This is a genomic window from Pseudomonas sp. XK-1, assembly GCF_038069885.1.
Taxonomy (GTDB): Bacteria; Pseudomonadota; Gammaproteobacteria; order Pseudomonadales; family Pseudomonadaceae; genus Aquipseudomonas.
Map to the genome: position 1 here is coordinate 143,942 of NZ_JBBPES010000007.1, position 25,288 is coordinate 169,229.

Here is a 25,288-nt window from a genome sequence, read left to right on the forward strand (position 1 = left end):
GTGTGATAACGCCTGTGGCATTTGGTGGATAACATTCCTTGTCCTCTTTGCTTTCCCTGTCTAGTCAGGGTGTTGCAGCGGTCGGGTGACCGTATAAGGAGTTATGCACCATGGACGGAAAGCCACGGTAGCTCATGCAGATGCGCGAACGCATTCGCTTCAGACACTACTCGATACGCGCTGAGCAAGTCCATTCCCAGTGACTGCTTTTGGCCGGTTCCAGCCATTCGCGACCGATGCTGTTGAAAAAGTCGGCTCATCTTAGGAGCAACTCAAAGCTGCGTTCGGCCCCGCTCAGCGTATACGCCCGCAATGAACTGCTTCAGAAGGCCAACACTGCTCATCGGTTTTGGCCTAGCTTGAACTCCACGACGTTATCCCGCTCCAGCTCGTCCAAGTGATCGGCATACCACTGCATCATGGTGCGACGTTGCTCCAAGTAGGTGGCCTTGTTGTAAACGCCGGACACGCCGTCTTCAACGTGGGAGAGCTGAGCCTCTACATGGTCTTTGGCGAAACCGTTCTCACGCAGGGTGGTGGACGCGATATGGCGGAAGCCGTGGCCAGTCTGCCGGCCGGCATACCCCATGCGACGCAGAGCCATATTGAATGCCATATTGCTGCGCGGCTTGGTGCGGTCATTGCGGCCCGGGAACAACAGAGGGTAAGCCCCTGTCATCTTGTGCAGCTGCTCTAGGGCATCGAGTACCTGGCGAGAGAGCGGCACGGTATGGGGGCGGCGCTTCTTCATCCGCTCGGCAGGGATCAGCCACAGCCCGGCCTTACGGTCGAACTCATCCCAACGGGCTTCTCGTAGCTCGCTGGGGCGCACCCCTGTCAGCATCAGCAGGCGCAGACCAAGACGCAGATCATGGGCGTGAGGGTAAGCACTAATAGCCCGCAGCAGGGTGGGCAGTTCCTTGGCTGTGACGTGGGCATAGTTCTCGGCAGGCTTGGATTGCAGGAAGCGATTCAACCCCTCAAGCGGGTTATGCACGGCACGACCAGTGACGCGGGCAAGGTCGTAGATCTCTTTGCAGGATCGGCGCACCCGGCTCATCTGCTCGATGATGCCCAGCTTCTCCATGCCCTGGAGAAACTCCATCCACTCGATGGGCAGTATCCCGGCATACAAGCGCTTGCCGAACACTGGGAAGACATGCAATTCCAGGGCACCAATAGTGCGGGTGGCGGTGCTGGCAGCCCAGCCAGGGCGACGTATCTCGATCCACTCCCTGGCCAGCGCCTCAAAGGTGCTGTTGGCAGCCTCCAGCGCAGAAGCCTTGCGGGCATGCTTGGCGGTCAGCGGGTTGACTCCATCGGCGGCATCGGCGCGCAGTTCGGCGGCCTTCTGCCTGGCACCTGCACCGCTCACATCGGGGTAACTTCCAAGGCCGAGCCATGACCACTTGCCGTCCGGCTTCTTATAACGCAGCTCCCAGGACTTGCCGCCGTTGGGCTTCACCCGGAAGTACAGGCCCTGGCCGTCATGTTCCCTGTAGGCCGCGCCTTCTGGCTCCAGGCCGGCTAGGGTGGTGTCGGCCAGTGGGCGGCGTTTTATCTCGCTGCGCTTCATGCCTGTATGCCTCCGGTTCGAATTTTAGGCCAGCATACAAGCTGGCATACACGAAGGGAAGGTATAGGGGTAAACAGGGAGATACAGCCAGATACAAGAAAGCCCGCACAGGGCGGGCTTCTTGGGGTGTTTCGTAGACTGTCTGAGACAGGTTGAAACAGCTATTTGGTGCACCAGGCGGGATTCGAACCCACGACCCCTGCCTTCGGAGGGCAGTACTCTATCCAGCTGAGCTACTGGTGCAGCGCGGGCGCAATCATACCCATGTCGCTGGCGGGCGTCCATGCCAGGGGGCGTTGCGCTGCGCTCGCAACACGGGTTGGCCGGCAGTGCAGAGCGCTTTGTGTGCAATTCTGCACGGCGCGCACCCTCGCTAAATAGCGGCTCAAACGCGCGGAGCCTGGCAAATTTGCGTTAATTTTTTCGAACAGGCTATTGCCCTTTACCCCTCTTGACCCTAGGATTCGTTTGAGATTTCAAACGTTCTGGCGAAAACTGCCCGTAATACCGAGCATTTGCGCCGAACCGCCGCCCACCAGCGGCAACAATCGCCAAACAATAGCCTACGCGCGCTGCCCAGCGGCGTACCCCCACTCAAGTGCCGATGCCAGGGTGTCGGAATTTAGGAGACTGCCATGCAACTGAAAGACACCCAGCTGTTCCGTCAGCAGGCTTATATCGACGGCACCTGGCTGGACGCCGACAGCGGCCAGACCATCAAAGTCAACAACCCGGCCACCGGCGAAATCATCGGCAGCGTGCCAAAGATGGGCGCAACGGAAACCCGTCGCGCCATCGAAGCCGCTGACCGTGCGCTGCCGGCCTGGCGTGCCCTGACCGCCAAGGAGCGCTCGAACAAGCTGCGCCGCTGGTTTGAACTGCTGATCGAGAACCAGGACGACCTCGGCCGCCTAATGACCCTGGAGCAGGGCAAGCCGCTGGCCGAAGCCAAGGGCGAGATTGTCTACGCCGCTTCCTTTATCGAGTGGTTCGCCGAAGAAGCCAAGCGCGTGTATGGCGACGTGATTCCGGGCCACCAGCCGGACAAGCGCCTGATCGTGATCAAGCAGCCGATCGGCGTGACCGCGGCCATTACTCCGTGGAACTTCCCGGCGGCAATGATCACCCGTAAAGCCGGCCCGGCCCTGGCCGCTGGTTGCACCATGGTGATCAAGCCTGCGTCGCAGACGCCGTTCTCCGCCCTGGCCCTGGTTGCTCTGGCCGAGCGCGCTGGTATTCCGAAAGGCGTGCTGAGCGTGGTTACCGGCAGCGCCGGCGAAGTCGGCGGTGAGCTGACCAGCAACCCGATCGTGCGCAAGCTGAGCTTCACCGGCTCCACCGAAATCGGTCGCCAGCTGATGGCCGAATGCGCCAAGGACATCAAGAAGGTCTCGCTGGAACTGGGCGGCAACGCACCCTTTATCGTGTTCGACGATGCTGACCTGGATAAAGCCGTCGAAGGCGCGCTGATCTCCAAATACCGCAACAACGGCCAGACCTGCGTATGCGCCAACCGCCTGTACATTCAGGACGGCGTGTACGACGCCTTCGCCGAAAAACTGGCCGCCGCCGTGGCCAAGCTGCAGATCGGCAACGGTCTGGATGAAGGCACCACCACCGGCCCGCTGATCGACGACAAGGCTGTGGCCAAGGTCCAGGAACATATCGCCGACGCCCTGAGCAAAGGCGCGCGCCTGCTCGCTGGCGGCAAGCCGCATGCCCTGGGTGGCAGCTTCTTCGAGCCGACCATCCTGGTCGACGTGCCGAAGAACGCGGCAGTGGCCAAGGAAGAAACCTTCGGTCCGCTGGCCCCGCTGTTCCGCTTCAAGGACGAGGCCGAAGTGATCGCCATGTCCAACGACACCGAGTTCGGTCTGGCCTCGTATTTCTATGCACGTGACCTGGGTCGCGTGTTCCGTGTGGCGGAAGCGCTGGAGTACGGTATGGTCGGCGTCAACACCGGGTTGATCTCCAACGAAGTCGCACCGTTTGGCGGCGTGAAAGCCTCGGGCCTGGGCCGCGAAGGCTCGAAGTACGGCATTGAGGATTACCTGGAAATCAAATACCTCTGCCTGGGTATCTAATCCTGGCGAAGTAGCAGTAACCCCGCCGGAGACGCACGAGAGCGCTGCGCCTTCGGCTTTATATGGACATACCTTGTGGCCGGGCGTGCTGTGACAGTCGATCATCGAATACTGCCAAGCCGCCGCCGGTGACACATCCTTGAACCACGCCGAGATTAACCGGCGAATGAGGACCTTATGAGCAAGACCAACGAATCCCTGATGCAACGCCGCATGGCCGCAGTTCCGCGTGGCGTGGGCCAGATCCACCCGATCTTCGCCGAGTCGGCGAAGAACGCCACCGTGACCGACGTTGAAGGCCGCGAGTTTATCGACTTCGCCGGCGGCATCGCGGTGCTCAACACCGGCCACCTGCACCCCAAGGTAGTGGCCGCGGTGCAGGAACAGCTGACCAAACTGACTCACACCTGCTTCCAGGTGCTGGCCTACGAGCCTTACGTCGAACTGTGCGAGAAGATCAACGCGCGCGTACCGGGCGACTTTGCCAAGAAGACCCTGCTGGTGACCACCGGCTCCGAGGCGGTGGAGAACGCGGTGAAGATCGCCCGCGCCGCCACCGGTCGCGCTGGGGTGATCGCCTTCACCGGCGGCTACCACGGCCGCACCATGATGACCCTCTCGCTGACCGGCAAGGTCAATCCCTACTCCGCAGGCATGGGCCTGATGCCCGGCGGCGTGTTCCGCGCCCAGTACCCCTGCGCACTGCACGGCGTCAGCACCGATGACGCGATCGCCAGCATCGAGCGCATCTTCAAGAACGATGCCGAACCGCGCGATATCGCCGCGATCATCATCGAGCCGGTACAGGGCGAGGGCGGTTTCTACGTCGCGCCGAAAGATTTCATGAAGCGCCTGCGCGCGCTGTGTGATCAGCACGGCATCCTGCTGATCGCCGACGAAGTGCAGACCGGTGCCGGCCGTACCGGCACCTTCTTCGCCATGGAGCAGATGGGCGTCGCCGCCGATCTGACCACCTTCGCCAAGTCGATCGCCGGTGGTTTCCCGGTGGCCGGCGTGTGCGGCAAGGCCGAATACATGGATGCCATCGCCCCAGGCGGTCTGGGCGGCACCTACGCCGGCAGCCCGATTGCCTGCGCCGCGGCCCTGGCGGTGATGGAAGTGTTCGAGGAAGAGAAGTTGCTGGACCGCTGCAAGGCCGTCGGCGAGCGTCTGGTCACCGGCCTCAAGGCCATCCAGGCCAAGCACAAGAGCATCGGTGAGGTGCGTGCCCTCGGCGCGATGATCGCCATGGAACTGTGCGAAGACGGCGACGTGCACAAACCCAACGCCGCCCTGACCGGGCAGATCGTCGCCAAGGCGCGCGACAAGGGCCTGATCCTGCTGTCCTGCGGCACCTACGGCAACGTGCTGCGCGTGCTGGTACCGCTGACCGCCGAAGATGCGCTGCTCGATCGTGGCCTGGCGATCATCGCCGAGTGCTTCGACGAGCTGGCGTAAGCACAACGGCTGTATGGAAAACCCGCTTCGGCGGGTTTTCTTTTGCTCGGGATATTGTGGCTTTCGCTATTGGCTTACGCCGTGTCGTGACCGTCGTGCCGCCTTCGTAGCCCGGATGAAATCCGGGAGCGGTTGTTCAATTCCCCCCGAATCGCATCCAGCCCCTGGGTTTAGGTGGTTCGTAGGTGTGGCGGGGGGCCCAGGCCCATGGCCGTGATCGCGGTATTCCGGAGAAACATCGCGGGCATGGCCCGCTTCTACAGAAGGCGTGGCAAGGGGCCATCTGAGCGGCTCAACAACCGATCAAGACCTGCGGCAGCGGTTTTGGGTTACGGGCCCAGTTCGAGCGAACGGTCCCTCAGGGCGTCAAGCCCACCGGCAAGCGGCTCAAGCCCAACTCGCTCAGCCGCGCATCGGCCAGCCCGGCCAGGGGCTGCGGGCGCGCAATGAAGTAGCCCTGGGCGTAATCGATACCCAAGGCTCGCACGCACTCCAGAGTCGCCTGGTTTTCGACGAACTCGGCCACGGTGCTAAGGCCCAGCTGACGGGCGATCTGCTGCATGGAGCCGACCATGGCCTGATTGATCGGATCGTTCTCCAGGCCGCTGATAAAGCTGCCGTCGATCTTGACGATATCCAGCGGCAGATGGCGCAGGTAGGCGTAGGAGGCGAAGCCACTGCCGAAGTCGTCCAGCGCCACCTTCAGGCCCTGCTCGCGCAGCTGCCTGATCCATTGCGCCGACACCCCCAGCTCGCCGAGGGCGACCATCTCCGTGACCTCGATGCACAGCTTGTCGGCCGGCAACTTGTGCCGCTGCAACTGGCTGTGCAGCAACTGGTGGAACTCGGCATTGAGCAGGGAGCTGGCGGTCAGGTTGAGATTGACCTGGGCCAGCAGCTGCACATGGCGTGGGTTATCGGCCAGCCACTGGCACAGGCTGAGCAGCACCCAGCGGTCGATGGCCCCTAGAAAGCCGTAGCGCTCGGCCGCACCGAGAAACTGCGCGGGGCTGCACAACTCGCCGCTGTGTGGGTCGCGGTAACGCAGCAACACCTCGTAGCGCAGGCCGTCGTCGGCCCCCTGCAACGGCATCACCGGCTGATAGAACAGCTCGAAGTGATTCTGCTCGATGCCTTCGCGCAGGCGGGTAATCCATTGCAGCTGACGCTGGTGTTCGAGCAGCGCGCCATCGGCCGGATTGAACTGTTGTACCCGGTTGCGGCCCTGGTGCTTGGCCTGCTGGCTGGCGCTGTCGGCCCAGTACAGGGCGGTTTCCCAGTCGCGGACTCCGCTGTCGAGTTCCAGCAGGCCGATGCTGGCCTGCACGCGGAACGGCCGGCCCTGCCAGGAGAAGACGAACTGCTCGACGCACAGGCGCAGGTTTTCGGCATGGGCGAGGGCCGTCAGCCCATCCGCGGCGCGCAGCAGCACGGCGAACTCGTCGCCGCCAATACGCGCCAGCGCGGCATCCGCCGGCAACTGGTGCTGCAGATGCGCAGACAGCTGGCGCAGCAACTGGTCGCCGGCGGAGTGGCCGCAGAGGTCGTTGACCTGCTTGAACTGGTCCAGATCCAGGCACAGCAGATGGCTGAACGGCCGGCTGGCAACCTCCTTCAGGCTTTCCTGCAGCAGCCGCTCCAGTTCGCGACGGTTGAGCAGGCCGGTCAGCGAATCATGGGCCGCCAGGTGTTGCAGACGCTCCTCAAGGGCGCGCCGCTCGCTGAGGTCGACCACTATGCCCTCGATGCTGTCCTGCTCCGGCCGCTGCTGCAGGGCGAGGTAGACCCAGTGCACCCGGCCATCGAGCCCCTGTAGCCGACACTCCTGGCTGGCGGCCGGCTGCTCACCCCGTAGCAGCGCCAGACGTTCGAGCCACTGCTCGCGGCCGAACAGCGCCTGCATATTCAGGCCCTCGACCATCTGTCCGCCGAGCAAGGCAACGAAACTGGGGTTGGCCTCCAGCAGCAGCCCGGCCCCGCTGCAGCGAAAGATCCCCTCGCTGCTGTTGCTGAACAACGCCTGGTACTGCTGCAGATGGCTGATCGCCTGGGCCCGGCTGTGCAGCAGGTCGCGCCGTACCTGTTCCAGCTGCTTGTCGAGCATGCCGCCGAACAGCAGCAGGCTGATGGCCGGCAGGTACACATGCAGGTAATTGAATCCGGGTATCAGCGGCACCAGCCCGGCTCGCCCCAGGGGCACCAGCAGCAGCAGCAAAAGCGCCGCGCTCCAGCACCACAGGTAGCCGATCGCATAGGGCCGGCGCTGGCGCACGCCAAGCAGGAGCAGGCTGAGCTGCACCGCACCGGTCAGCAGGATCAGTAGATTGAGTGTCTGGTAGGCGCGATGGTGGCCGTAGCTGACGATGGTCCAGCCGCAGATCAGCAGGATCAGGGCGAAAAAGCCATTGAGCAGATAAACCAGCCGCCCCAGCTTGAGCCTCAGTGCACTGATCAGAAACAGGCTGCTGAAGATCATCATCACCGGATTGGCCAGGTTGGTCAGCTGCATCGGCAGCCATGGCCACTGCGGCAGCCACAGCGCCACCAGGCCATGCTGCGCGGCGTTGTACAGGGCCACACCGAACAGGGTCAGGCAGAACCACAGTAGCTGCGGTTCGCGCAGGGTGCTGAACTTGATCATGTAGAACAGCATCAGGCTCAGCAGCGCGCCGAGCAGCAGGCCGCTTTGCAGCCAGTCATGGGCCAGCAGCAGGCTGCTCTGCTCGGCACCGACCACCTGCATCGGCAGGCTGATCGACGAACCGCTCTGCACCCGCAACAGCAGGGTGTGCGGGCCCTGGCCAAAGCGCGGCAGGCTCAGCATAAAGTGCGGGTAGGGTTCGCCGCGCTCGAGAAAGGGGCGATGGTCGCCGCTGTAGTAGGGCGCAATCAGGCGCTCGCGGTCGTATAGCCAGACTTCCAGATCATCGAGAAAAGGGTGGGCGATGATCAGGTTGAGGCGCGCCGCGGCCGGGGCGTCCAGGCGAAAGGCCAGCCACCAGGCGCTGGCCGAATACCCTATAAGCGGTGTGCCCTGGGTCAGCACGCCCTGGGCCTCGATCAGCTCCAGCACTTCTCCGGCGGTCAGGCTGGCGCTCGGGTCTTCCAGCACCAGGACCGCGGGCACCGCGACCGGCCGCACCAGGGTGTTGCTGTCCAGGCTGAGCATGGGCGGGGCGGCAAAGGTCGGACTGGCGAGCAGGCAGAGGCCGAACAACAGGCCGAGCACAGAGGACTTGAACAGCTGGAACATCCTGACGCCTCAGTAGACTGCGAGGGCGTCAAGGCTCAGGGTGAACACAGCCCGCCAGTGCCTGACGAGTTGACGCTCGGGAATTCTAGCTGAGAACCGGCGACTTGATGGCGCTAAGCGTCTCACTTAGCGCCTGCAACAGGCCGGCGACCTGGACCGCACTCATGTTGAAGGGGTCGAAGCGGTCACTACTCGAGTACTTGAGAAACAGCTCGCGATTGGCCTGCTTGGCCCCGGCCCAGCCCATGCTCCAGTTGCTGTAATGGCGCACGTCGATCTCGGCATAGTCGAGGATGCACAGGTCCTTGTGCCGGCTGTCGTCGGCCAGGCGGTTATACAGGGCATTGACCTGATCACGCGGGCCTTCCAGCGCCTGCAGAAAGATATCGGCGTTGCAGCAGAGCACTCCGGTCAGCCCCTTGCCCGGGTTGTTGCGCTGCGAACTGTCGAGAATTTCGCGGATCAGTTCGGCTGAGACCGAATGGCTGGCACGGCTGGCATAGGTAAGGCGCACTAGCATGGTCGAGTCCTCGAAAGCGCTGGGGGCTGGTAACCCGAGTTTAAGTTGGTCGATTCTGCATCATTTGTATAAGATGTGTATAACTTATTCCACAACATTCTTCTGCCTGCGCGCGTAACAAAACCCCTCAGGCACTCTCTATAGTGGCTACCTAGAGGCTGGAAATATTCAGCTTGCGCGTCAGCATCAAGGAGCCAAAACCGTGCATGCAATGCTGCCCCTGCTCGACCAACTGACCTTTCCGGCGATTCGCCGCGGCCAGCTGGAAGCGCTGCAGATCAACCTGACCTACCGCTGCAACCAGCGCTGCCTGCATTGCCACGTCAATGCCGGGCCGACCCGCACCGAGGCCATGACCGACGAAAGCCTGGCGCTGCTGCATCAGGTGATCGACGCCCATCCGGTGCACACCCTCGACCTCACCGGCGGCGCACCGGAGATGCACCCGCGCTTTCGCGAGATCGTCAGCCACGCGCGGCGCGAAGGCCTGCGGGTGATCGACCGCTGCAACCTGACCATCTTGAGCGAGCCGGGTTATGCAGACCTTGCCCAGTTTCTCGCCGACCAGGGCGTCGAAGTCAGCGCCTCGTTGCCCTGTTACTCGCGCGATAACGTCGACAAGCAGCGCGGCGATGGCGTGTTCGATGCCAGCATCAAGGGCCTGCAACAGCTCAATGCCCTGGGCTATGGCCAGCCGGGCAGTGGGCTGATTCTCAATCTGGTGTACAACCCGCAGGGCCCGAGCCTGCCGCCGCCGCAAGCGGCGCTGGAAGCCGATTACAAACGCCACCTGGCCGAGGACTTCGGCATCCACTTCAACCACCTGCTGACCATCACCAACCAGCCGATTGCGCGCTTTGGCAGCACCCTGGTCAGCAAGGGTCAGTTCAACGGTTATATGCAGCTATTGCGCGACAGCTACCGGCCGGAAAACCTCGAACCGCTGATGTGCCGCAGCCTGGTCAGCGTCGACTGGCAGGGCTACCTGTACGACTGCGACTTCAACCAGATGCTCGATTTGCCGCTGGAGCTGCAAGGCCGACTGATCGGCCGCGAGCGGCCGCATCTGCGTGACCTGCTGAACGCGAGCCTGGACGGCAAGCCCATCGTCACCCGCGACCACTGCTTCGCCTGCACCGCCGGGCAGGGCTCCAGCTGCGGCGGCGCGCTGAATGATTAACCGGCCACGGTTGGTGCGCACAGCGCACCCTACGGCCGGCGATATAACCCACAATTAAGGATCAGTCCATGCAACCAACCAGTCTGACCGGGCTGTTCTTCTGGGGTTTTCTCGTGGTCTACGGCGTGCTGATGCTGGCGCTTTCGCCACGCGCCGTGACCCTGGGCGGTTTCTTTAATGGCGAAGACAGCCAGGGCCGCAGCGCCAGCCCCTGGCTGATTACTTCAAGCATCTTTATCAGCTGGATATTCGCCAAGTCGGTAACCAACGCCGCCAATCTGGGGGCGACTTACGGCCTGGTCGGCGGCCTGGCCTATGCCATGTACTGGCTGTCGATTCCGCTGACCGGCTTTGTCATCTACCGCCTGCGTCGGCGTTATGCGGCCACCGGCCTGGTCAGCTTCCTGAGCAGCCACTACGGTCGCGGCGCGGCGCTGGCGTTCTCCGCGGCGATTCTGATTCGCCTGTTTAACGAGGTGTGGAGCAACACCGCGGTGGTCGGCGGCTATTACGGTGATTCCGGCAGCTTCGAATTTATCGCTTCGGCCTTGCTGTTTACCGCCGTGACCCTGGCCTACAGCCTGCGCGGCGGGCTGCGCAGCTCGATCCTCACCGATGCGGCGCAGGCGGCGATCTTCGTCATCGCGCTGGTCTGGGTGCTCGGTCTCGTATTGCCGCAGCATTCGCCCAGCGAGCTGGCCAGCACCAGTAACTGGGCGCTGAATGCCGGGGTCGACCTGCTGCTGGTCGCCGGCCTGCAGGCGTTCAGCTACGGCTTCCACGACCCGGTGCTGACCGACCGCGGCTTTATCAGCGAGGAGAAGGCCATGCGCCGCTCCTTTCTGATCGCCGGCATTCTCGGCTTTATCGCCATCCTGGCCTTTAGCCTGATCGGCGTGCACGCCCAGCTCAGTGGCCTGGCCGCGTCGGACAACGTGCCCGCCGCCCTGGCCAAGAGCCTGGGTATCGGCGCGCTGCTGGTGATGACCGTGGTGATGGTTTCCGCCGCCGGCTCAACCCTGGATTCGACCTTCTCCAGCCTGGCCAAACTGGCCGGGCGCGAACTGCCGAAACTGGCCGGCCGCGACCTCGGGCAGAAAGCCATTGGCGTGGGCATAGCGGTAATGGTGGTGTTCGCCCTGCTCGGCAACCTGCCGATGATCGCCGGCACCGATATCCTCAAGGCCACCACCATCAGCGGCACCATGGTCATCGGCCTGGCACCGGTGTTCGTCCTCCACGGCCTGACCACGCCCACCCGCCTGGGCTTTCACCTGAGCTTCTGGACCGGCCTGGGCCTGGGCGTAGCCCTGACCCTGAACTGGATTCCGCAGAGCTGGGCCATCGGTGACGGCAAATATGCATTGCTGCTCGGCACCAACCTGTATGGACTGGGGCTGTGCGTGCTCGGCTATCTACTGCCCGGCTGGCTACGGAGGACTGCCTGATGCGGCTTGGCTTCGTAGGGTGCGCTGTGCGCACCAGGCATCTGCCTGCGGAATTGGTGCGCACGGCGCACCCTACCCCTGTTTGGCTGGGGGCTAGAACCTGATGCGCGCCGGCCGTGATTGCCCGCTGGACTACCGCCTGGCACGGGATGCCTTTCGCGGTGAGCCGCTGTTCGACTGCGACGTGCTCTATGTGGTCGGCGGCCTGTATGGCAATCGCCAGGCCCTGGCGGCGCTAGAGCGGCGCTTGGCCGCCGAACCGAATGCGCGGGTGGTGTTTAACGGCGACGCCCATTGGTTTGACCGCGATCCGGCGATTTTCCAGGCCATCGAGCAAGGGCTGAGCGGCCATTTGGCCCTGCGCGGCAATGTCGAAACCGAACTGGGCCGCGCCGACGACAGCGGGGCCGGCTGCGGCTGTGCCTACCCGCTGACGGTGGAAGAAGCGGTGGTCGAACGCTCCAATGCCATCCAGCAGGAACTCAACAAAACCGTGCAGGGTTTGCCGGGCATGGCCGAACGCCTGACGACGCGACCAGCCACCGCACTGGTCAAGGTCGGCGGGCAGCGTGTGGCCATCAGTCATGGCGACGAGCAGTCCCTGGCCGGCTGGAACTGCTCGCGGGAATCGCTCAGCGAGCCGGAGCGCCAGCAGCAACTGGATGTTTGGTTTACCGCCAACAATGTGCAAGTACTCGCCACCAGCCATACCTGCTCGGCAGCAGCCTTGAATCTGCCCCACGGCGCGCTGATCAACAACGGTGCAGCCGGGCTGCCAAATTTTGCCGGCGGCCGTTATGGCCTGCTGAGCCGCATCGCGACGACACCACATCCAGCGGCGCTGTATCGCTGCCAGCGTGATGGCCTGTTTATCGAAGCGCTGCCGCTCAACTACGCGCACGATGCCTTTCTCGCCGACTTCGACCGCCAGTGGCCTGCCCATAGCCCGGCGGCGTTGTCCTATCGTTCACGGGTGCTCGGCCAGCTGAGCGACCGCCCCGAGACTGCCCTGCTGGGCGGTTTTAGCCTGTGCCAAAGCCTGTGCGCCCTGGAGGCGCTGACTGATGAATAGCCGCAAAATCGCCCTGATGGGCCTGATCCTCGCGCTGCTGGGCAGCTTCTTTATCTTCGATATTGGCCAGTACCTCAATTTGGAAGCCCTTAAGGCGCAGCAGGCCGCGCTCAACGCCCAGGTTGCGAGCAACCCCTGGCAGTCGGCGGGGCTGTTCTTTCTCGCCTATGTCGCGGTGACCGCGCTGTCCTTGCCCGGCGCGGCGCTGATGACCTTGCTTGGCGGGGCGCTGTTCGGGTTGATCGAAGGCTTCGTGCTGATTTCCTTTGCCTCCACCCTGGGCGCGACCCTGGCCATGCTCAGCAGCCGCTTTCTGCTGCGTGACTGGGTACAGAGCCGCTTCGGCCAGCGCCTGAGTGGCATCAATAACGGCGTCGAACGGGAAGGGGCTTTTTACCTGTTCGCCCTGCGTCTGGTGCCGGTCTTCCCGTTCTTTCTGATCAACCTGGCCATGGGCCTGACCCGCCTGCCGGTGCGCACCTACTGGTGGGTCAGCCAGCTGGGCATGCTGCCGGGCACCCTGGTTTATGTGAATGCCGGGCGCGAACTGGGCCAGCTGGACTCCCTGGCCGGCATCCTCTCGCCGGGGCTGCTCGGTGCCTTTGTCCTGCTCGGGGTGTTCCCGCTGATCGCGCGCAAGCTGCTCGGCCTGATCCAGGCGCGGCGGGTGTATGCCGGCTGGCACAAACCCAAGACGTTTGATCGCAACCTGCTGGTGATCGGTGCCGGTGCCGGCGGCCTGGTCAGCGCCTATATCGCCGCGGCGGTAAAGGCCAAGGTCAGCCTGATCGAAAAACACCAGATGGGCGGCGACTGCCTGAACACCGGCTGCGTACCCTCCAAGGCGCTGCTGCGCTCGGCCAAGCTGGCCAATGAACTGAAAAAGGGACCGGCCCTGGGCTTTACCGGCGTGCAGGGCGCGGTGGATTTCCCGGCGGTGATGCAACGTATCCAGCGGGTGATCGCCGACATCGAACCCCATGATTCGGTGGCGCGCTACAGCGGGCTGGGCGTCGAAGTGATTCAGGGCGAGGCGAAAATCCTCTCGCCCTGGGCGGTGGAAGTGAATGGCCAGACCCTGACCAGTCGCAACCTGATCATTGCCGCCGGCGCGCGGCCGCTGGTGCCGAAGATCCCCGGCATAGAGGCGGTACAGGGCTACACCTCGGATACCATCTGGAACCTGCGCCAGCAGCCGCGCTGGCTGCTGGTACTGGGCGGCGGGCCGATCGGCTGCGAGTTGGCCCAGGCCTTCCAGCGCCTCGGCAGCCAGGTGATTCAGGTGGAGCTGGCCGAGCGCCTGTTGCCGCGCGAAGACGCCGACGCCAGCGAGCTGGTCTTGCAGAGCCTGCGTAGCGACGGCGTGGATGTGCGCCTGCAGCATCGCGCCGAGCGCTTCGAGGTGGTGGATGGCGAACAGCGTATGGTCGCCCGCCGCCTGGACACCGGCGAGGAGGTGACCATCGCCTTCGATGGCCTGCTGCTGGCCCTCGGCCGGGTGGCCAATGTCAGCGGTTATGGCGTCGAGGAACTGGGCCTGACCCTGCGCCCCAACGGCACCCTGGAAGTCGACGAATACCTGGCCACACGCATCCCCAATATCTACGCGGTGGGCGATGTCACTGGCCCCTACCAGTTCACCCACGTGGCGGCGCACCAGGCCTGGTATGCCGCGGTGAATGCACTGTTCAGCGGTTTCAAGCGCTTCAAGGTGGATTACCGGGTGATTCCCGCCTGCACCTTTACCGACCCCGAAGTGGCCCGCGTGGGCCTCAACGAAAGCGAGGCGAATGCTCAGGGCATCGCCTATGAGGTGACCCGCTACGGCATCGATGATCTCGACCGGGCGATTGCCGACGAAGCCGCCCACGGCTTTGTCAAAGTGCTGACCGTGCCGGGCAAGGACCGGATTCTCGGCGTCAGCATCGTTGGCGAACACGCCGGTGAACTGCTCGCCGAATACGTGCTGGCAATGAAACACGGCCTGGGCCTGAACAAGATTCTCGGCACCATTCACACCTACCCGACCATGGCCGAGGCCAACAAATACGCGGCCGGCGAATGGAAGCGCGCCCATGCCCCGCAAGGCTTGCTGCGCCTGGTCGAGCGCTTCCACACCTGGCGCAGAAGCTGATGCGCGGGTTATTGCTGGCGCTGCTGGTACTGACGCCGGTGGCTCAAGCCGATAACCAGCTGACGCCCTGGACGGCCGGCCCGCCCAACGGCGAATGGTCGGCTCCCTGGCGGCTGGCGGATATCCCCAAGCTCAAGCCCTCAGAGCGCAACCTGGTCGAGCAGGGTGGTAAGCAGGTGCTGCGGATCAAAGCCGATGCCGCTGCCGGTGGCCTGCTGCATCCGCTGGACCTGCCCGGCGACCAGCCCTGGCAACTGAGCTGGCAATGGCGCACCGAGCAGAAACTGAAGCGGGCGCGCTTCGCCACCCGTGAAGGCGACGACTACGCCGCACGAGTTTATGTACTGCTGGATTACCCGCTGGATTCGCTGAGCTTTGTTACCCGGCAGAAGCTGCGCCTGGCGCGTACCTTCTTCGACCCCGATCTGCCAGCGGCAACCCTCAGCTATGTCTGGGACAACCGCCAACCGCCGGGCAGCCAGGCCCGCAGCGCCTATACCGAGACCGTGGAGATGCAGGTACTGCGCGGCCCGGAAGCGCCACTGGGGCAATGGCTGAGCGAGTCCCGCGACCTGCGCGCGGATGCTATCGCCGCCTTTGGCAGCGCACCGCGCAGGGTTCTCGGCGTGGTGTTCGCCGCCGACAGCGACAATACCGGCGAGTCGGTGGAAAGCTATTTCGCCGCGCCACTGTTGCAGCGCGGCAAGCCCTGACGACGTAGGAGCGGGGGGGACACCCAGTTCCATGCCCGCGAACCCCTGCGATGCAAAAACATCGCGGGCATGGCCCGCTCCTACCTTTAAGGAATCAGGCAACCTGAGCCTGCTTGGCGGACTCAACCTGCTCGCGACGCGTCCAGCGATTGGCCCGGGCAAAGGTGCCGAAATCGTTGAAGCGCACGCCGTGCTCACGCATCACCTTATGCGCGAAAGGCACGCTGAGCTGGCGGATATAGAAGGGCTCCTTGACCACGAAATGGTGGATCGCGTGGCTGCTGCCGAAGTTGAAGCAGAACGCCTGCAGCGGCCACAGCCACCAGGGGTTGAGCACCTGGGTCTGCTGGATCACGTTGCCCGCCTCGACGTCGCCGTAGTAGTGCATGTTCGAGCTGACAAAGTGCAGACAGAAGGTGCGCAGCACGTTGGGGCCGACCAGCACCACCACGGCGATATTCACCAGCGCCATCACGCTCAAGGTGGTCGCCGACCAGGTCACTGGCGCGCCCAGCGCGGCGGCCGCGAAGTCGATCAAATGGAAGCCGAGAAACACATACCAGGTGCCCCAGTTGAGCAAACCCAGCGGCGCATAGACCTTGAGCGTGCGGGTCAAAATCAATCGGCGGTGCTTGGGATTGCTCGCCCGTAGCCAGCGGATGAAGGAGCTCATCATGTTGTCGCCAACCATCAGCAGGCGAGCCAGGCCCCAGGGCTCGCCGTTGGTGATGGCGCGCTCCTCCGTATCCTGCTCGCTGCCGGACACCTTGTGGTGGTTGAGGTGCAAATGGCGACGCACCCAGGGGTTGATGGTGCTCGGCCGCGCCAGCCAGACCAGCGCCATCATCAGGTTGTGCGGTACCCGGCGCTTGCGGAAGTACATCGAGTGGATCAGGTCGTGCTCCAGCTCGTGGGTCAGCGAGGCGAAGAAGGCGTTCAGCAGCAGGCAGGCCCACCAGGCCAGGTAACCGCCGATATACAGCGCCGCCGAGCCGAGCATGCCGGCCAGGGCGAAGGTCAGGATGCCGGCACCCAGGGCATCCTGATGCTTGAGCAGGGGGAAGCGCTGGCGCAGTTCGACCCCATGGGCAAGCACCTGTTGGCGGATCAGTGCGGCGCGTTGCGCGTCATTAAGTGCTGCAGTGCTTGCAGGGGAGTGGGGCATGCCTACATCCTCATGTTGATGAGGGGCTACTGTGCCGCCAAGCACGGGCGACCGCCTGACCCTGAACGCCAACCTGTTGACCGGACCCGCCAATCTGCATGACTGCCGAACCCACCACCCTGGCCAGCTGGACCCGCGCCCTGCGCAAGCAGCTCGATGCCCTGGGCCTCGACAGCGCGGCGCTGTGCCTGGAGGCCGGGCTGAAACCGAGCCTGCTCGACGACCCCAACGCGCGCTGCCCGCTGTCCATCACCACGCGCCTGTGGCAACTGGCCGTCGCGGCCAGCGGCGACCCGGCGCTGGGCCTGAAAACCTCGCAGTACGTCAGCCCCACCACCTTTCACGCCCTCGGTTACGCCCTGGGTGCCAGCAGCAGCCTGCACGAGATGTTCGAGCGTATCGTGCGCTACCACCGGGTGGTCAGCGATGCCCTCGAGCTGGAACTGCGCGAATGCGCCGACGCCTACGAATTCAGCTTTCGCGTACCGCCCGGCAGCCCGCCGCCGGCCCCCGAGGCGCTGGATGCCTTCGCCGCGATCTATATCCGCAGCTGCCGCAACCGCCTGGGCCGCGACTTCGCCCCGCTGGCGGTGCAGCTGCAGCGCCCCGAACCCGCCGATGCCCAGCCCTGGCATGCGGTATTCCGCGCACCGCTGTTGTTTGCCGCGACGGAAAACCTGCTGCGCTTCCCCCGCGCCGCCTTCGAACAGCGCCTGGACGACGGCAACCCGGAACTGGCCGAACACAATGAGACGGTGCTCAAGCGCACCCTCGAACAGTTGCAGAGCGCCACCTTGAGGCAGAGGGTGCGTGCTTGCCTCGAGGTTCAGTTACCGGATGGCGAACCGTCCGCCGAGCGTATCGCGCAAACCCTGCACCTGAGCCTGCGCAGCCTGCAGCGGCATCTGGCCGACGAGGGCTGCACTTATGAGAGCCTGCTCGCCGACACCCGCCACAGCCTGGCTCTGCAGCATATGCGCGACCCGCACTGCTCGATCAGTGAGATCGCCTACCTGCTCGGCTTCGCCGACACCAGCAGCTTTAGCCGCGCCTTCAAACGCTGGACCGGGCAAGCGCCCAGCCATTACCGCGAAGGACTGAAACACGGCTAACCGGCATACGCATCACGCATTCAGCTGGGTTTTGAGCAGGTCGCGGAAGGTCTGGATCAGCGCTTCCCGCGAGCGGCCACGGCGCAGAATCAACGAGAAGGGGGCCTGGTAGCCGAAGGTCGCCGGCAGCAGCACCTTGAGCCGCCCCTGGTCGACCCAGGACTGGGCGTAATGCTCCGGCAGGTAGCCAATATAGGCACCGGACAGTACCAGAATCAGCTGGGCCTCCATCGACTCCACCGTCGCCGCGCTGTGCTTGAAGCCGTGCCGGGCCAGCTCGGCCTGGCTCCAGTAGCCGCGACCGACCATGCGCTGTTGGGCGATCACTTCCTCGGGGATGCGCCGCGCGCCAAACAGCGAGTGGCGCTCGCTGCAATACAGCCAGTGCTGCTCGCGGTACAGCGGCTGGTAGACCAGGCCGTTCATCCGCGTGGAAAACGCGCCGATGGCCAGGTCCAGGCGGTTATCCAGTACCGCCAGTTGCAGCTCGTAAGGGCTGGCCACCGACAGGTGCAGATGCACCGCCGGGTGCTCCTGGCTGTAGGCACCGATCACTTCGGCCAGCGGCAGAGCCGGGTCGCTTACCGTGGAGTCCAGCACGCCGAGGTTGAGGGTGCCGCGCAGCTCGCCCTTGAGCGCCGCCGAGTAACGCTCGAAGCCTTCCAGTTCGCCGAGCAGGCGCAGCGTCTCCTGATGAAACAGCTCACCCTTGCTGGTCAGGCTGAAGCCGCCGCGGCCGCGATGGCAGAGGCTGAGACCCAGCTGGCTTTCCAGCTGGCTCATATAGGTGCTGATGGCCGAGGTGGAGAGGTTCAGCTCCTGCTGCGCCGCGGCAAAGCCCTGGTGGCGCACCACCGAGACGAAGATGCGCAGCAGCTTGAGATCGGGCAGGGCTTGGCTCATCGGCGCGGGCTCCTCGTAGGATGGGTTGAGCGCAGCGATACCCATGCGGTCGAGTTGATGGGTTACGCCGCTATGCGGCTAACCCATCCTACAGAGGCGCTTATTAGTTTAGAAATTCCTGAACTAAGTTTTTGCCTGCAACGATTTGTTGCAGGCACGGCCTGTCCAACAATCCGGCCCAACGACTCCTATAACCACAAGAATGCTGAGGCCTAGCCGTGGACAAGATCCTGCACCAGCCCCTGGGCGGCAACGAGATGCCGCGCTTCGGTGGCATCGCCACCATGATGCGTCTGCCACATATCCAGAAAGCCGAAGAGAAACGTGAACTGGATGTCGGCTTCGTCGGCGTACCGCTGGATATCGGCACCTCGCTGCGCTCCGGCACCCGCTTCGGCCCGCGCGAGATTCGCGCCCAGTCGGTGATGATCCGCCCCTACAACATGGCCACCGGCGCGGCTCCCTTCGACTCGCTGAATATCGCCGATATCGGCGATGTGCCGATCAACACCTTCAATATGGCCGAGGCCATCCGCATCATCGAAGAGGCTTACGACGAGATCCTCGAACTGGGCATCATCCCCCTGACCCTGGGCGGCGACCACACCATCACCCTGCCGATTCTCCGTGCCATCAAGAAAAAGCACGGCAAGGTCGGCCTGGTGCATATCGACGCCCACGCCGATGTGAATGACCATATGTTCGGCGAGAAGATCGCCCACGGCACCACCTTCCGCCGCGCGGTGGAGGAAGACCTGCTCGATTGCGACCGCGTGGTACAGATCGGCCTGCGCGCTCAGGGCTATACCGCCGAGGACTTCAACTGGAGCCGCAAGCAGGGCTTCCGTGTGGTCCAGGCCGAAGAGTGCTGGCACCAGTCCCTGACCCCGCTGATGGAAGAAGTGCGCGCCAAGGTCGGCGGCGGCCCGGTGTACCTCTCCTTCGATATCGACGGTATCGACCCGGCCTGGGCCCCAGGTACCGGCACCCCGGAAATCGGCGGCCTGACCACCATCCAGGCAATGGAGATCATCCGTGGCTGCCAGGGCCTGCAGCTGGTTGGCGGCGATCTGGTCGAAGTCTCGCCACCCTACGACACCACCGGCAACACCTCGTTGCTGGGGGCCAATCTGCTCTACGAAATGCTCTGCGTGCTGCCGGGTGTTCAGCACCGCTGAACAGGCCTAATAGCTGCAGACGGGCACGCCATGCGATGCCGACGACAACAAGTAACAGGGTGCCACAATGAACGCCGCACACAACCCGGCAACGCCGCACGACGCTCAGGCTGTACTGCAGGCGGCCGCTGAACTGGTCAGCGCCTTCGCCAATAACGACAGCGCAAGGTACTTCGCCGCCTTCAGCGAGGACGCCACCTTCGTCTTTCACAGTTGCGACGAGGTGCTAGCCAATCTCGACGCCTACCGTCAACGCTGGGCGTCCTGGCAGACCGAGGGCTTTACCGTCCTGGCCTGTACATCCAGCGCCCCACTGCTGACCCTGCACGGCGACAGCGCAATTTTCATTCACGATGTCAGCACACATGTGCGTATTGCCGGCAACGACCTGCATAGCCGGGAACGCGAGACCATTGTCTTCCGACGACAGCCTGACAGCGACCGATGGCTCGCCTGTCACGAACACCTGTCGCTGCTCGCCAGCTAGACCACAAAAAACCGCCAGAGACCTGCAAAACAACTGCCACGCACCAACCGAATAAACACAACAACCAGGGGAGTCACCCGCGTGCTCAAGAACATAACTCAACACTTCGGTCAGGACGGCCTTGCGCCCACTGCCTCTGACCACCGCAGCCTCGGTCTTGGCGGTACCACCGCCCTGTGGCTGGGTGCCAACGTGGTGGTTACCACCATCCTCACCGGGATGCTGCTGGTGCCGGACTTACCCTTTGTGCAGGCCATGCTGATCGTGCTGGCCGGTTCGGCCATCGGCATACTGCCGCTGGTACTGGTCGGCCTGATGGGGCAGCGCTCGGGGCTGACCACTATGGTGCTGGCGCGCGGCAGCTATGGCTCTCAGGGCGCGAAACTGCCGTCGCTGGTCAACCTGCTGACCCTGTTGGCCTGGAGCTGGATTCAGGCACTGCTGGCCGGCATGAGCCTGAACTACGCAGTCGAGCATCTGACCGGCTACTCCAACCTGCCGCTGTTCACCATCCTCTGCGAAACCCTGGTGCTGCTCATCGCCCTGCGCGGCCACCTGGGCATTGAGCGGGTCGAACGCTGGGCTGCTGTCGGCATGTTGCTGCTGGCTGGCGCAGTCTTCTATGTGATGGGGCAGAAGTTCGAATTCACCAGTCTGCTGAGCATGCCGGTGGAGCCACGTAACGAGATCAGCCCAGGCATCGCCTTCGATATCGTTATCGCCACGGCGTTTTCCTGGATTCCCCTGGCTGCCGACTACAACCGCAACTGCCGCAGCCAGGGCATAGCCGCCGTCGGCACCTGGGTCGGCTATGTGGCCGCCACCCTGCTGGCCATGGGCCTGGGTGCCGCGGTATCGGGGTTCTCGGTACTCGGCGGCATGGAACAGACCTACGACCCGGCGGTACTGCTGGCCGGTTTTGGCTTTGGCTTGCCGGCGGCCATCGTGGTGTTCCTCTCGGTGATGACCACCAACGTGATGTGCGTCTACAGCGCCTCGCTGTCGTACCTGAATATCAGCCCGAAGACCCGCTTCTGGAAACCGGCACTGTGCATCGGCGTGCTGTCGATTCTCGGCTCACAGATTCCCGGTATCCTCGACAACTTCCAGAACTTCCTGCTGATCATCGGCAGCGTATTTATCCCGGCCTTTGCCGTGCTGATCGCCGACTATTTCCTGATTCATCGGGGTCAGTACGACGTTGGCGATCTGCTCAGCGAGGATGGCGGTCGTTACCGCTATGTCGGCGGCTTCAACCCCGCTGCCTTCGCTGCCTACGGCCTGGGCGCAGTGCTGGCCTACTACTGGGGCTGGGTTGCACCACTGGCCTTTGGTGCCTCGCTCCCGGTGTTTCTGATCACCGCCGCCAGCTATGCCATCCTGCGCCGCTGGGTGCTGGTGCCCAAGGCGCAACTGGCCTAGTTTGAACCTGCGTGGCGGGGCTGCCCCGCCACCCGGTTGAGAGCACGACATGAAAATCGTCACACGCGAACAATGGTTTGCAGTGCACCGTCTGGATGACGGCGTACAGCTGATCCACGAACCCTATGTACGGCCCTTCTACCGCTGCAATATGTGGCATGTGCAAGGCCGCGAGCGCGATGTGCTGATCGACTCCGGCTCTGGCCTGGTCAGCCTGCGTGAGCAGTTGCCCTGGCTCACCGAGAAACCGCTGCTGGCGGTGGCCAGCCATTGCCACTTCGACCATATCGCCGGCCACCATGAATTTAGTGAGCGCCTGGTGCATCCAGCCGAAGCCGATATTCTCGCCGCGCCAACCGGGGCCAATACCCTGGCCACGGCCTTTGTCGGCGATGAGATGTTCGAGGCGCACCCGGATTGCCCACTGTGCTACGCCGAATACCGCGTGCATGCTGCGCCGGCCACGCGGCTGATCGAGGAGGGCGATGTGCTCGATCTGGGCAACCGGGTGTTGCAGGTACTGCATACTCCCGGCCATTCGCCGGGCGGCATCAGCCTGTGGGAAGCGGCAACCCAGACGCTGTTTTCCGGCGACATTCTCTACGACGGCCCGCTGATCGAAGACGCCTATCACTCCAACCTGGATCACTACGCCAGCAGCCTGGCGCGCCTGCGTGCGCTGCCGGTACGCGTGGTGCATGGCGGCCACTTCCCGAGCTTCTCCGGCGAACGCATGCGTCTATTGATCGACGCCTGGTTTGCCGACCACCCGCATTTACAGCCCTAAGCCCTTGCGTCCTCAGACGCCGTTCAAGGTGATGCATGACAGCACAACTGTTTATCGATGGCACCTGGCAAGCCGCCGGCAGCGCCAGCCAACTGCCGGTATTCAACCCCAGCACCGGCGAGCGGATCGCCAGCGTGGCCTGCGCGTCGGCGGCGGATGTCGAGCTGGCGGTACAGGCGGCGCGACGCGCCTTGCCGGCCTGGAGCCTGCGCCCATCACGTGAACGCGCCGACTACCTGCGCGCCTTCGCCGCAGAGATCGAGGCGCGCAGCCCGCAGCTGATCGAGTTGCAGATGCGCAACAACGGCAAGCCGCGGCATGAGGCCGAACTGGATATCAGCGATGCCATCGCCACCTTCGCCTATTACGCCGAACTGGCCGACGGCCTGGATGCCCGCCAGAACGCCGCCGTGGCCCTGCCGGACGACAGCTACCAGTCCTTTACCCGCCTGGAGCCGCTCGGCGTGGTCGGCCTGATCGTGCCGTGGAACTTCCCCCTGGTCACCAGCGCCTGGAAGCTCGCCCCGGCCCTGGCGGCGGGTTGCTGCGTGGTGCTCAAACCCTCCGAGCTGACCCCGCTGATCGAGCTGCAACTGGGCGAGATCGCCAACGCCATCGGCTTGCCGGCGGGGGTGTTCAACCTGCTGCCGGGCGATGCTGCCACCGGCGCGGCGCTGGTCGCTCATCCACAGATCGCCAAGCTGTCCTTTACCGGCAGCAATGCGGTAGGGCGCAAGGTGATGCAGGCCGCGAGCGCCCGCACCCTGCCGGTGGCCCTGGAGCTGGGCGGCAAGTCGCCGATCCTGGTGTTCGCCGACAGCGATCTGGACCAGGCGGTGCAATGGATCATCGCCGGTATCTGCTGGAACGCCGGGCAGATGTGCTCGGCCACCTCGCGCCTGCTGGTCGAAGAGAGCATCGCCGACGCCCTGCTGGACAAGCTGAGCGCCGCCCTCAATGTGCTCAGGGTCAGCGATCCGTACAGCGAAGGCTGTGAAATGGGGCCGATGACCAGCCAGGCGCAGCTGCACAAGGTGCTGGAGTATTTCGCCATCGCCGAGCGCGAAGGGTTGCAGTGCCTGAGCGGCGCGCGGCAGCTGCCGGGGCCCGGCTGGTTTGTCGCGCCCACGCTGTACGCTGATGTGCCGGAAAACAGCCGCCTGTGGCGCGAGGAAATCTTCGGCCCGGTGCTCTGCAGCCGACGCTTTAGCGACGAGGCCGATGCCCTGCGCCAGGCCAACGACTGCGACTTCGCCTTGGCCGCCACCGTGGTCAGCGCCGAGCGCAACCGCGCCCTGCGTGTGGCGGCTGCACTGGAAGCCGGGCATGTATGGATCAACTCGGCGCAGGTGATCTACCCGCACACCTCCTGGGGCGGCGGCAAAGCCAGCGGCATCGGCCGCGAGCTGGGGCCCTGGGGCTTGTCAGCCTTTCAGCAGGTCAAACATATTACCCTGCCCGGCGCAGACAGCTAACGAAGTCGTCGGGAGCGCAATCCTGGTGCGCACTGCACACCCTCACATTCCAGCAACACATCACGACGACATGGCTTTACCATGGTTGCACCCCTGCACGTGCAACCATGGAAGCTCGGCGTGACGCATCACTATGACCTGCTGTTGATCGGTGCCGGCCACGCGCACCTTGGCGTACTGCGGCGCTGGGCCCTTCTGGAGCGCCCGCCGGGGCGCATTGCCCTGCTCAGTGCAGGGCCGGCGGCCTGGTATTCGGGGATGCTGCCGGGGCTGCTGGCCGGGCGGCATCGGCCGGAGGATTGTCAGGTCGAGCTGCAGCCGCTGTGTCGGGCGGCCAAGGTCGAGCTGATCGTCAGTCCGGTGGCAAGCCTGTCCGCCGCCCAGCAGCAGGTGCAGCTGGTCGATGGCCGCACCCTGGATGCCAGCTGGCTGTCGCTCAATGTCGGCGCGCAAGTTTCTGCACCGCCGCAGCAGGGCGACGCCATGCAGCTGCTGGCGGTCAAACCCTTCGCGGAGTTTCTCGAGGGCTGGCAGCAGTGGCAGGCCGCGCCGCAGCCCATGGCGATTCTCGGTGGCGGCGCGGCGGGGGTCGAACTGGCCCTGGCGCTCGCCGGCCAGGTGCCAAGGCTGGCGCTGTTCTGCGCCGGCCATCTGCTCGATGGTCTGTCTGCCGGGGTGCGCCTGCGCGCCCTCGGCCATCTGCGCCAGCGCGGCGTCTGGGTGCGCGAGGATTGTCCGATCAGCCAGATCAAGAACGACTGCCTGCTCAGCGGCGACGAACCGGTCTGGCGCGGCCAACGCCTGTTACTGGCCAGCGGTGCCAAAGCCTTTGCCTGGCCGGCGCACAGCGGCCTGGGCTGCGATGAGCAGGGTTTCGTGCTGATCGCACCAACGCTGCAGAGCTATACCCATCCAACGATTTTCGCCGTGGGCGACTGTGCCAGCCTGCCTGGCGCGCGCAAGAGCGGGGTCTACTCGGTGCGCCAGGCCCCGGTGCTGGCCGCCAACCTCAACGCTGCGCTGCGCGGCCTGCCGCTGCAACGCTACCGCCCGCAACGACAAAGCCTGGCGCTGCTGGCCACCGGCGACGGCGGCGCACTGCTCGACTGGCATGGCTACAGTGCCGGCGGTCGGTTTTACGGGCGCTGGAAAGACTATCTGGACCGCGGCTTTATCCAGCGCCATCGTCTTTACGGCTAGGCCTTGTGCTACCAAAGTGCCATGGCCTTGCGCCGCCAGGGGTGATCGAATCAAGAACCTCGTGAATGCTGGCCGTAAGGAGTCGCCCCCACTATGGTCTACAGATTCGCTGACAACGGCC

General features: G+C 64.1%; 19 protein-coding genes and 1 tRNA gene. 14 read left to right on the forward strand and 6 right to left on the reverse strand.

The genetic code is table 11. The features are described 5' to 3' along the window. Positions 1-340: 340 nt before the first annotated feature. Positions 341-1,576, reverse strand: coding sequence for a tyrosine-type recombinase/integrase (locus tag WMW70_RS18525; protein ID WP_341438933.1), 1,236 nt, complete (start codon positions 1,574-1,576; stop codon positions 341-343). A 166-nt stretch (positions 1,577-1,742) separates the two neighbouring features. Then, a tRNA-Arg gene (locus tag WMW70_RS18530) sits at positions 1,743-1,819 on the reverse strand. Between the two features lie 392 nt (positions 1,820-2,211). Between WMW70_RS18530 and gabD the strand changes: the two genes are divergently transcribed. Next, the gene (gene gabD, locus WMW70_RS18535) at positions 2,212-3,660 is read left to right on the forward strand and encodes an NADP-dependent succinate-semialdehyde dehydrogenase (RefSeq protein ID WP_341438934.1); all 1,449 of its coding nucleotides are present in this window, start codon (positions 2,212-2,214) and stop codon (positions 3,658-3,660) included. A 177-nt stretch (positions 3,661-3,837) separates the two neighbouring features. Beyond that, positions 3,838-5,118, forward strand: a complete 1,281-nt coding sequence (gabT, locus tag WMW70_RS18540) for a 4-aminobutyrate--2-oxoglutarate transaminase (protein ID WP_341438935.1) — start codon at positions 3,838-3,840, stop codon at positions 5,116-5,118. 358 nt (positions 5,119-5,476) lie between these two features. On the opposite strand, the gene WMW70_RS18545 is transcribed toward gabT, so the two are convergent. After that, positions 5,477-8,371 (reverse strand): EAL domain-containing protein, encoded by a 2,895-nt coding sequence (locus WMW70_RS18545; protein WP_341438936.1) that lies wholly within the window; start codon positions 8,369-8,371, stop codon positions 5,477-5,479. Positions 8,372-8,456: 85 nt separating this feature from the next. Then, the gene (locus WMW70_RS18550; protein ID WP_341438937.1) at positions 8,457-8,891 is read right to left on the reverse strand and encodes a BLUF domain-containing protein; all 435 of its coding nucleotides are present in this window, start codon (positions 8,889-8,891) and stop codon (positions 8,457-8,459) included. Between the two features lie 211 nt (positions 8,892-9,102). Between WMW70_RS18550 and arsS the strand changes: the two genes are divergently transcribed. The 5 genes from arsS to WMW70_RS18575 all read left to right on the forward strand — a co-directional run bounded on the left by arsS (position 9,103) and on the right by WMW70_RS18575 (position 15,438). Continuing rightward, complete coding sequence (gene arsS / locus WMW70_RS18555; protein ID WP_341439087.1) at positions 9,103-10,071, forward strand: arsenosugar biosynthesis radical SAM (seleno)protein ArsS; 969 nt, start codon at positions 9,103-9,105, stop codon at positions 10,069-10,071. Between the two features lie 68 nt (positions 10,072-10,139). Continuing rightward, positions 10,140-11,519, forward strand: coding sequence for a sodium:solute symporter (locus WMW70_RS18560; RefSeq protein WP_341438938.1), 1,380 nt, complete (start codon positions 10,140-10,142; stop codon positions 11,517-11,519). 103 nt (positions 11,520-11,622) lie between these two features. Beyond that, the gene (locus tag WMW70_RS18565; protein ID WP_341438939.1) at positions 11,623-12,591 is read left to right on the forward strand and encodes a hypothetical protein; all 969 of its coding nucleotides are present in this window, start codon (positions 11,623-11,625) and stop codon (positions 12,589-12,591) included. Then, positions 12,584-14,725 (forward strand): FAD-dependent oxidoreductase, encoded by a 2,142-nt coding sequence (locus WMW70_RS18570; protein ID WP_341438940.1) that lies wholly within the window; start codon positions 12,584-12,586, stop codon positions 14,723-14,725. The genes WMW70_RS18565 and WMW70_RS18570 overlap by 8 nt, the downstream gene beginning before the upstream one ends. After that, positions 14,725-15,438, forward strand: coding sequence for a DUF3047 domain-containing protein (locus WMW70_RS18575; protein WP_341438941.1), 714 nt, complete (start codon positions 14,725-14,727; stop codon positions 15,436-15,438). Before WMW70_RS18570 ends, WMW70_RS18575 begins: the two co-directional genes overlap by 1 nt. A gap of 94 nt (positions 15,439-15,532) precedes the next feature. Here the strand turns inward: WMW70_RS18575 and WMW70_RS18580 are convergent, their stop codons facing one another. Continuing rightward, complete coding sequence (locus tag WMW70_RS18580) at positions 15,533-16,603, reverse strand: fatty acid desaturase (protein WP_341438942.1); 1,071 nt, start codon at positions 16,601-16,603, stop codon at positions 15,533-15,535. 98 nt (positions 16,604-16,701) lie between these two features. On the opposite strand from WMW70_RS18580, the gene WMW70_RS18585 reads away from it, so the two are divergent. Further along, positions 16,702-17,715, forward strand: a complete 1,014-nt coding sequence (locus WMW70_RS18585; protein ID WP_341438943.1) for an AraC family transcriptional regulator — start codon at positions 16,702-16,704, stop codon at positions 17,713-17,715. 12 nt (positions 17,716-17,727) lie between these two features. Here WMW70_RS18585 and WMW70_RS18590 read toward each other — a convergent pair whose 3' ends face one another. Then, positions 17,728-18,618, reverse strand: a complete 891-nt coding sequence (locus WMW70_RS18590) for a LysR family transcriptional regulator (RefSeq protein ID WP_341438944.1) — start codon at positions 18,616-18,618, stop codon at positions 17,728-17,730. Positions 18,619-18,836: 218 nt separating this feature from the next. Between WMW70_RS18590 and speB the strand changes: the two genes are divergently transcribed. The 6 genes from speB (at position 18,837) to WMW70_RS18620 (ending at position 25,167) form a co-directional block, all read left to right on the forward strand. Next, a complete protein-coding gene (gene speB, locus WMW70_RS18595; RefSeq protein ID WP_341438945.1) occupies positions 18,837-19,796 on the forward strand; it encodes an agmatinase in 960 nt (319 codons plus the stop codon). A 67-nt stretch (positions 19,797-19,863) separates the two neighbouring features. Then, positions 19,864-20,283 carry a YybH family protein gene (locus WMW70_RS18600; RefSeq protein ID WP_341438946.1) on the forward strand — a complete coding sequence of 140 codons (420 nt, stop codon included), beginning with the start codon at positions 19,864-19,866 and terminating at the stop codon, positions 20,281-20,283. A gap of 81 nt (positions 20,284-20,364) precedes the next feature. Further along, positions 20,365-21,705, forward strand: a complete 1,341-nt coding sequence (locus tag WMW70_RS18605) for a purine-cytosine permease family protein (RefSeq protein ID WP_341438947.1) — start codon at positions 20,365-20,367, stop codon at positions 21,703-21,705. A gap of 49 nt (positions 21,706-21,754) precedes the next feature. After that, positions 21,755-22,492, forward strand: coding sequence for an MBL fold metallo-hydrolase (locus tag WMW70_RS18610; protein WP_341438948.1), 738 nt, complete (start codon positions 21,755-21,757; stop codon positions 22,490-22,492). Positions 22,493-22,527: 35 nt separating this feature from the next. Beyond that, complete coding sequence (locus tag WMW70_RS18615; protein ID WP_341438949.1) at positions 22,528-23,967, forward strand: aldehyde dehydrogenase family protein; 1,440 nt, start codon at positions 22,528-22,530, stop codon at positions 23,965-23,967. Positions 23,968-24,087: 120 nt separating this feature from the next. Next, complete coding sequence (locus WMW70_RS18620; RefSeq protein WP_341438950.1) at positions 24,088-25,167, forward strand: FAD-dependent oxidoreductase; 1,080 nt, start codon at positions 24,088-24,090, stop codon at positions 25,165-25,167. Positions 25,168-25,288 lie beyond the last annotated feature (121 nt).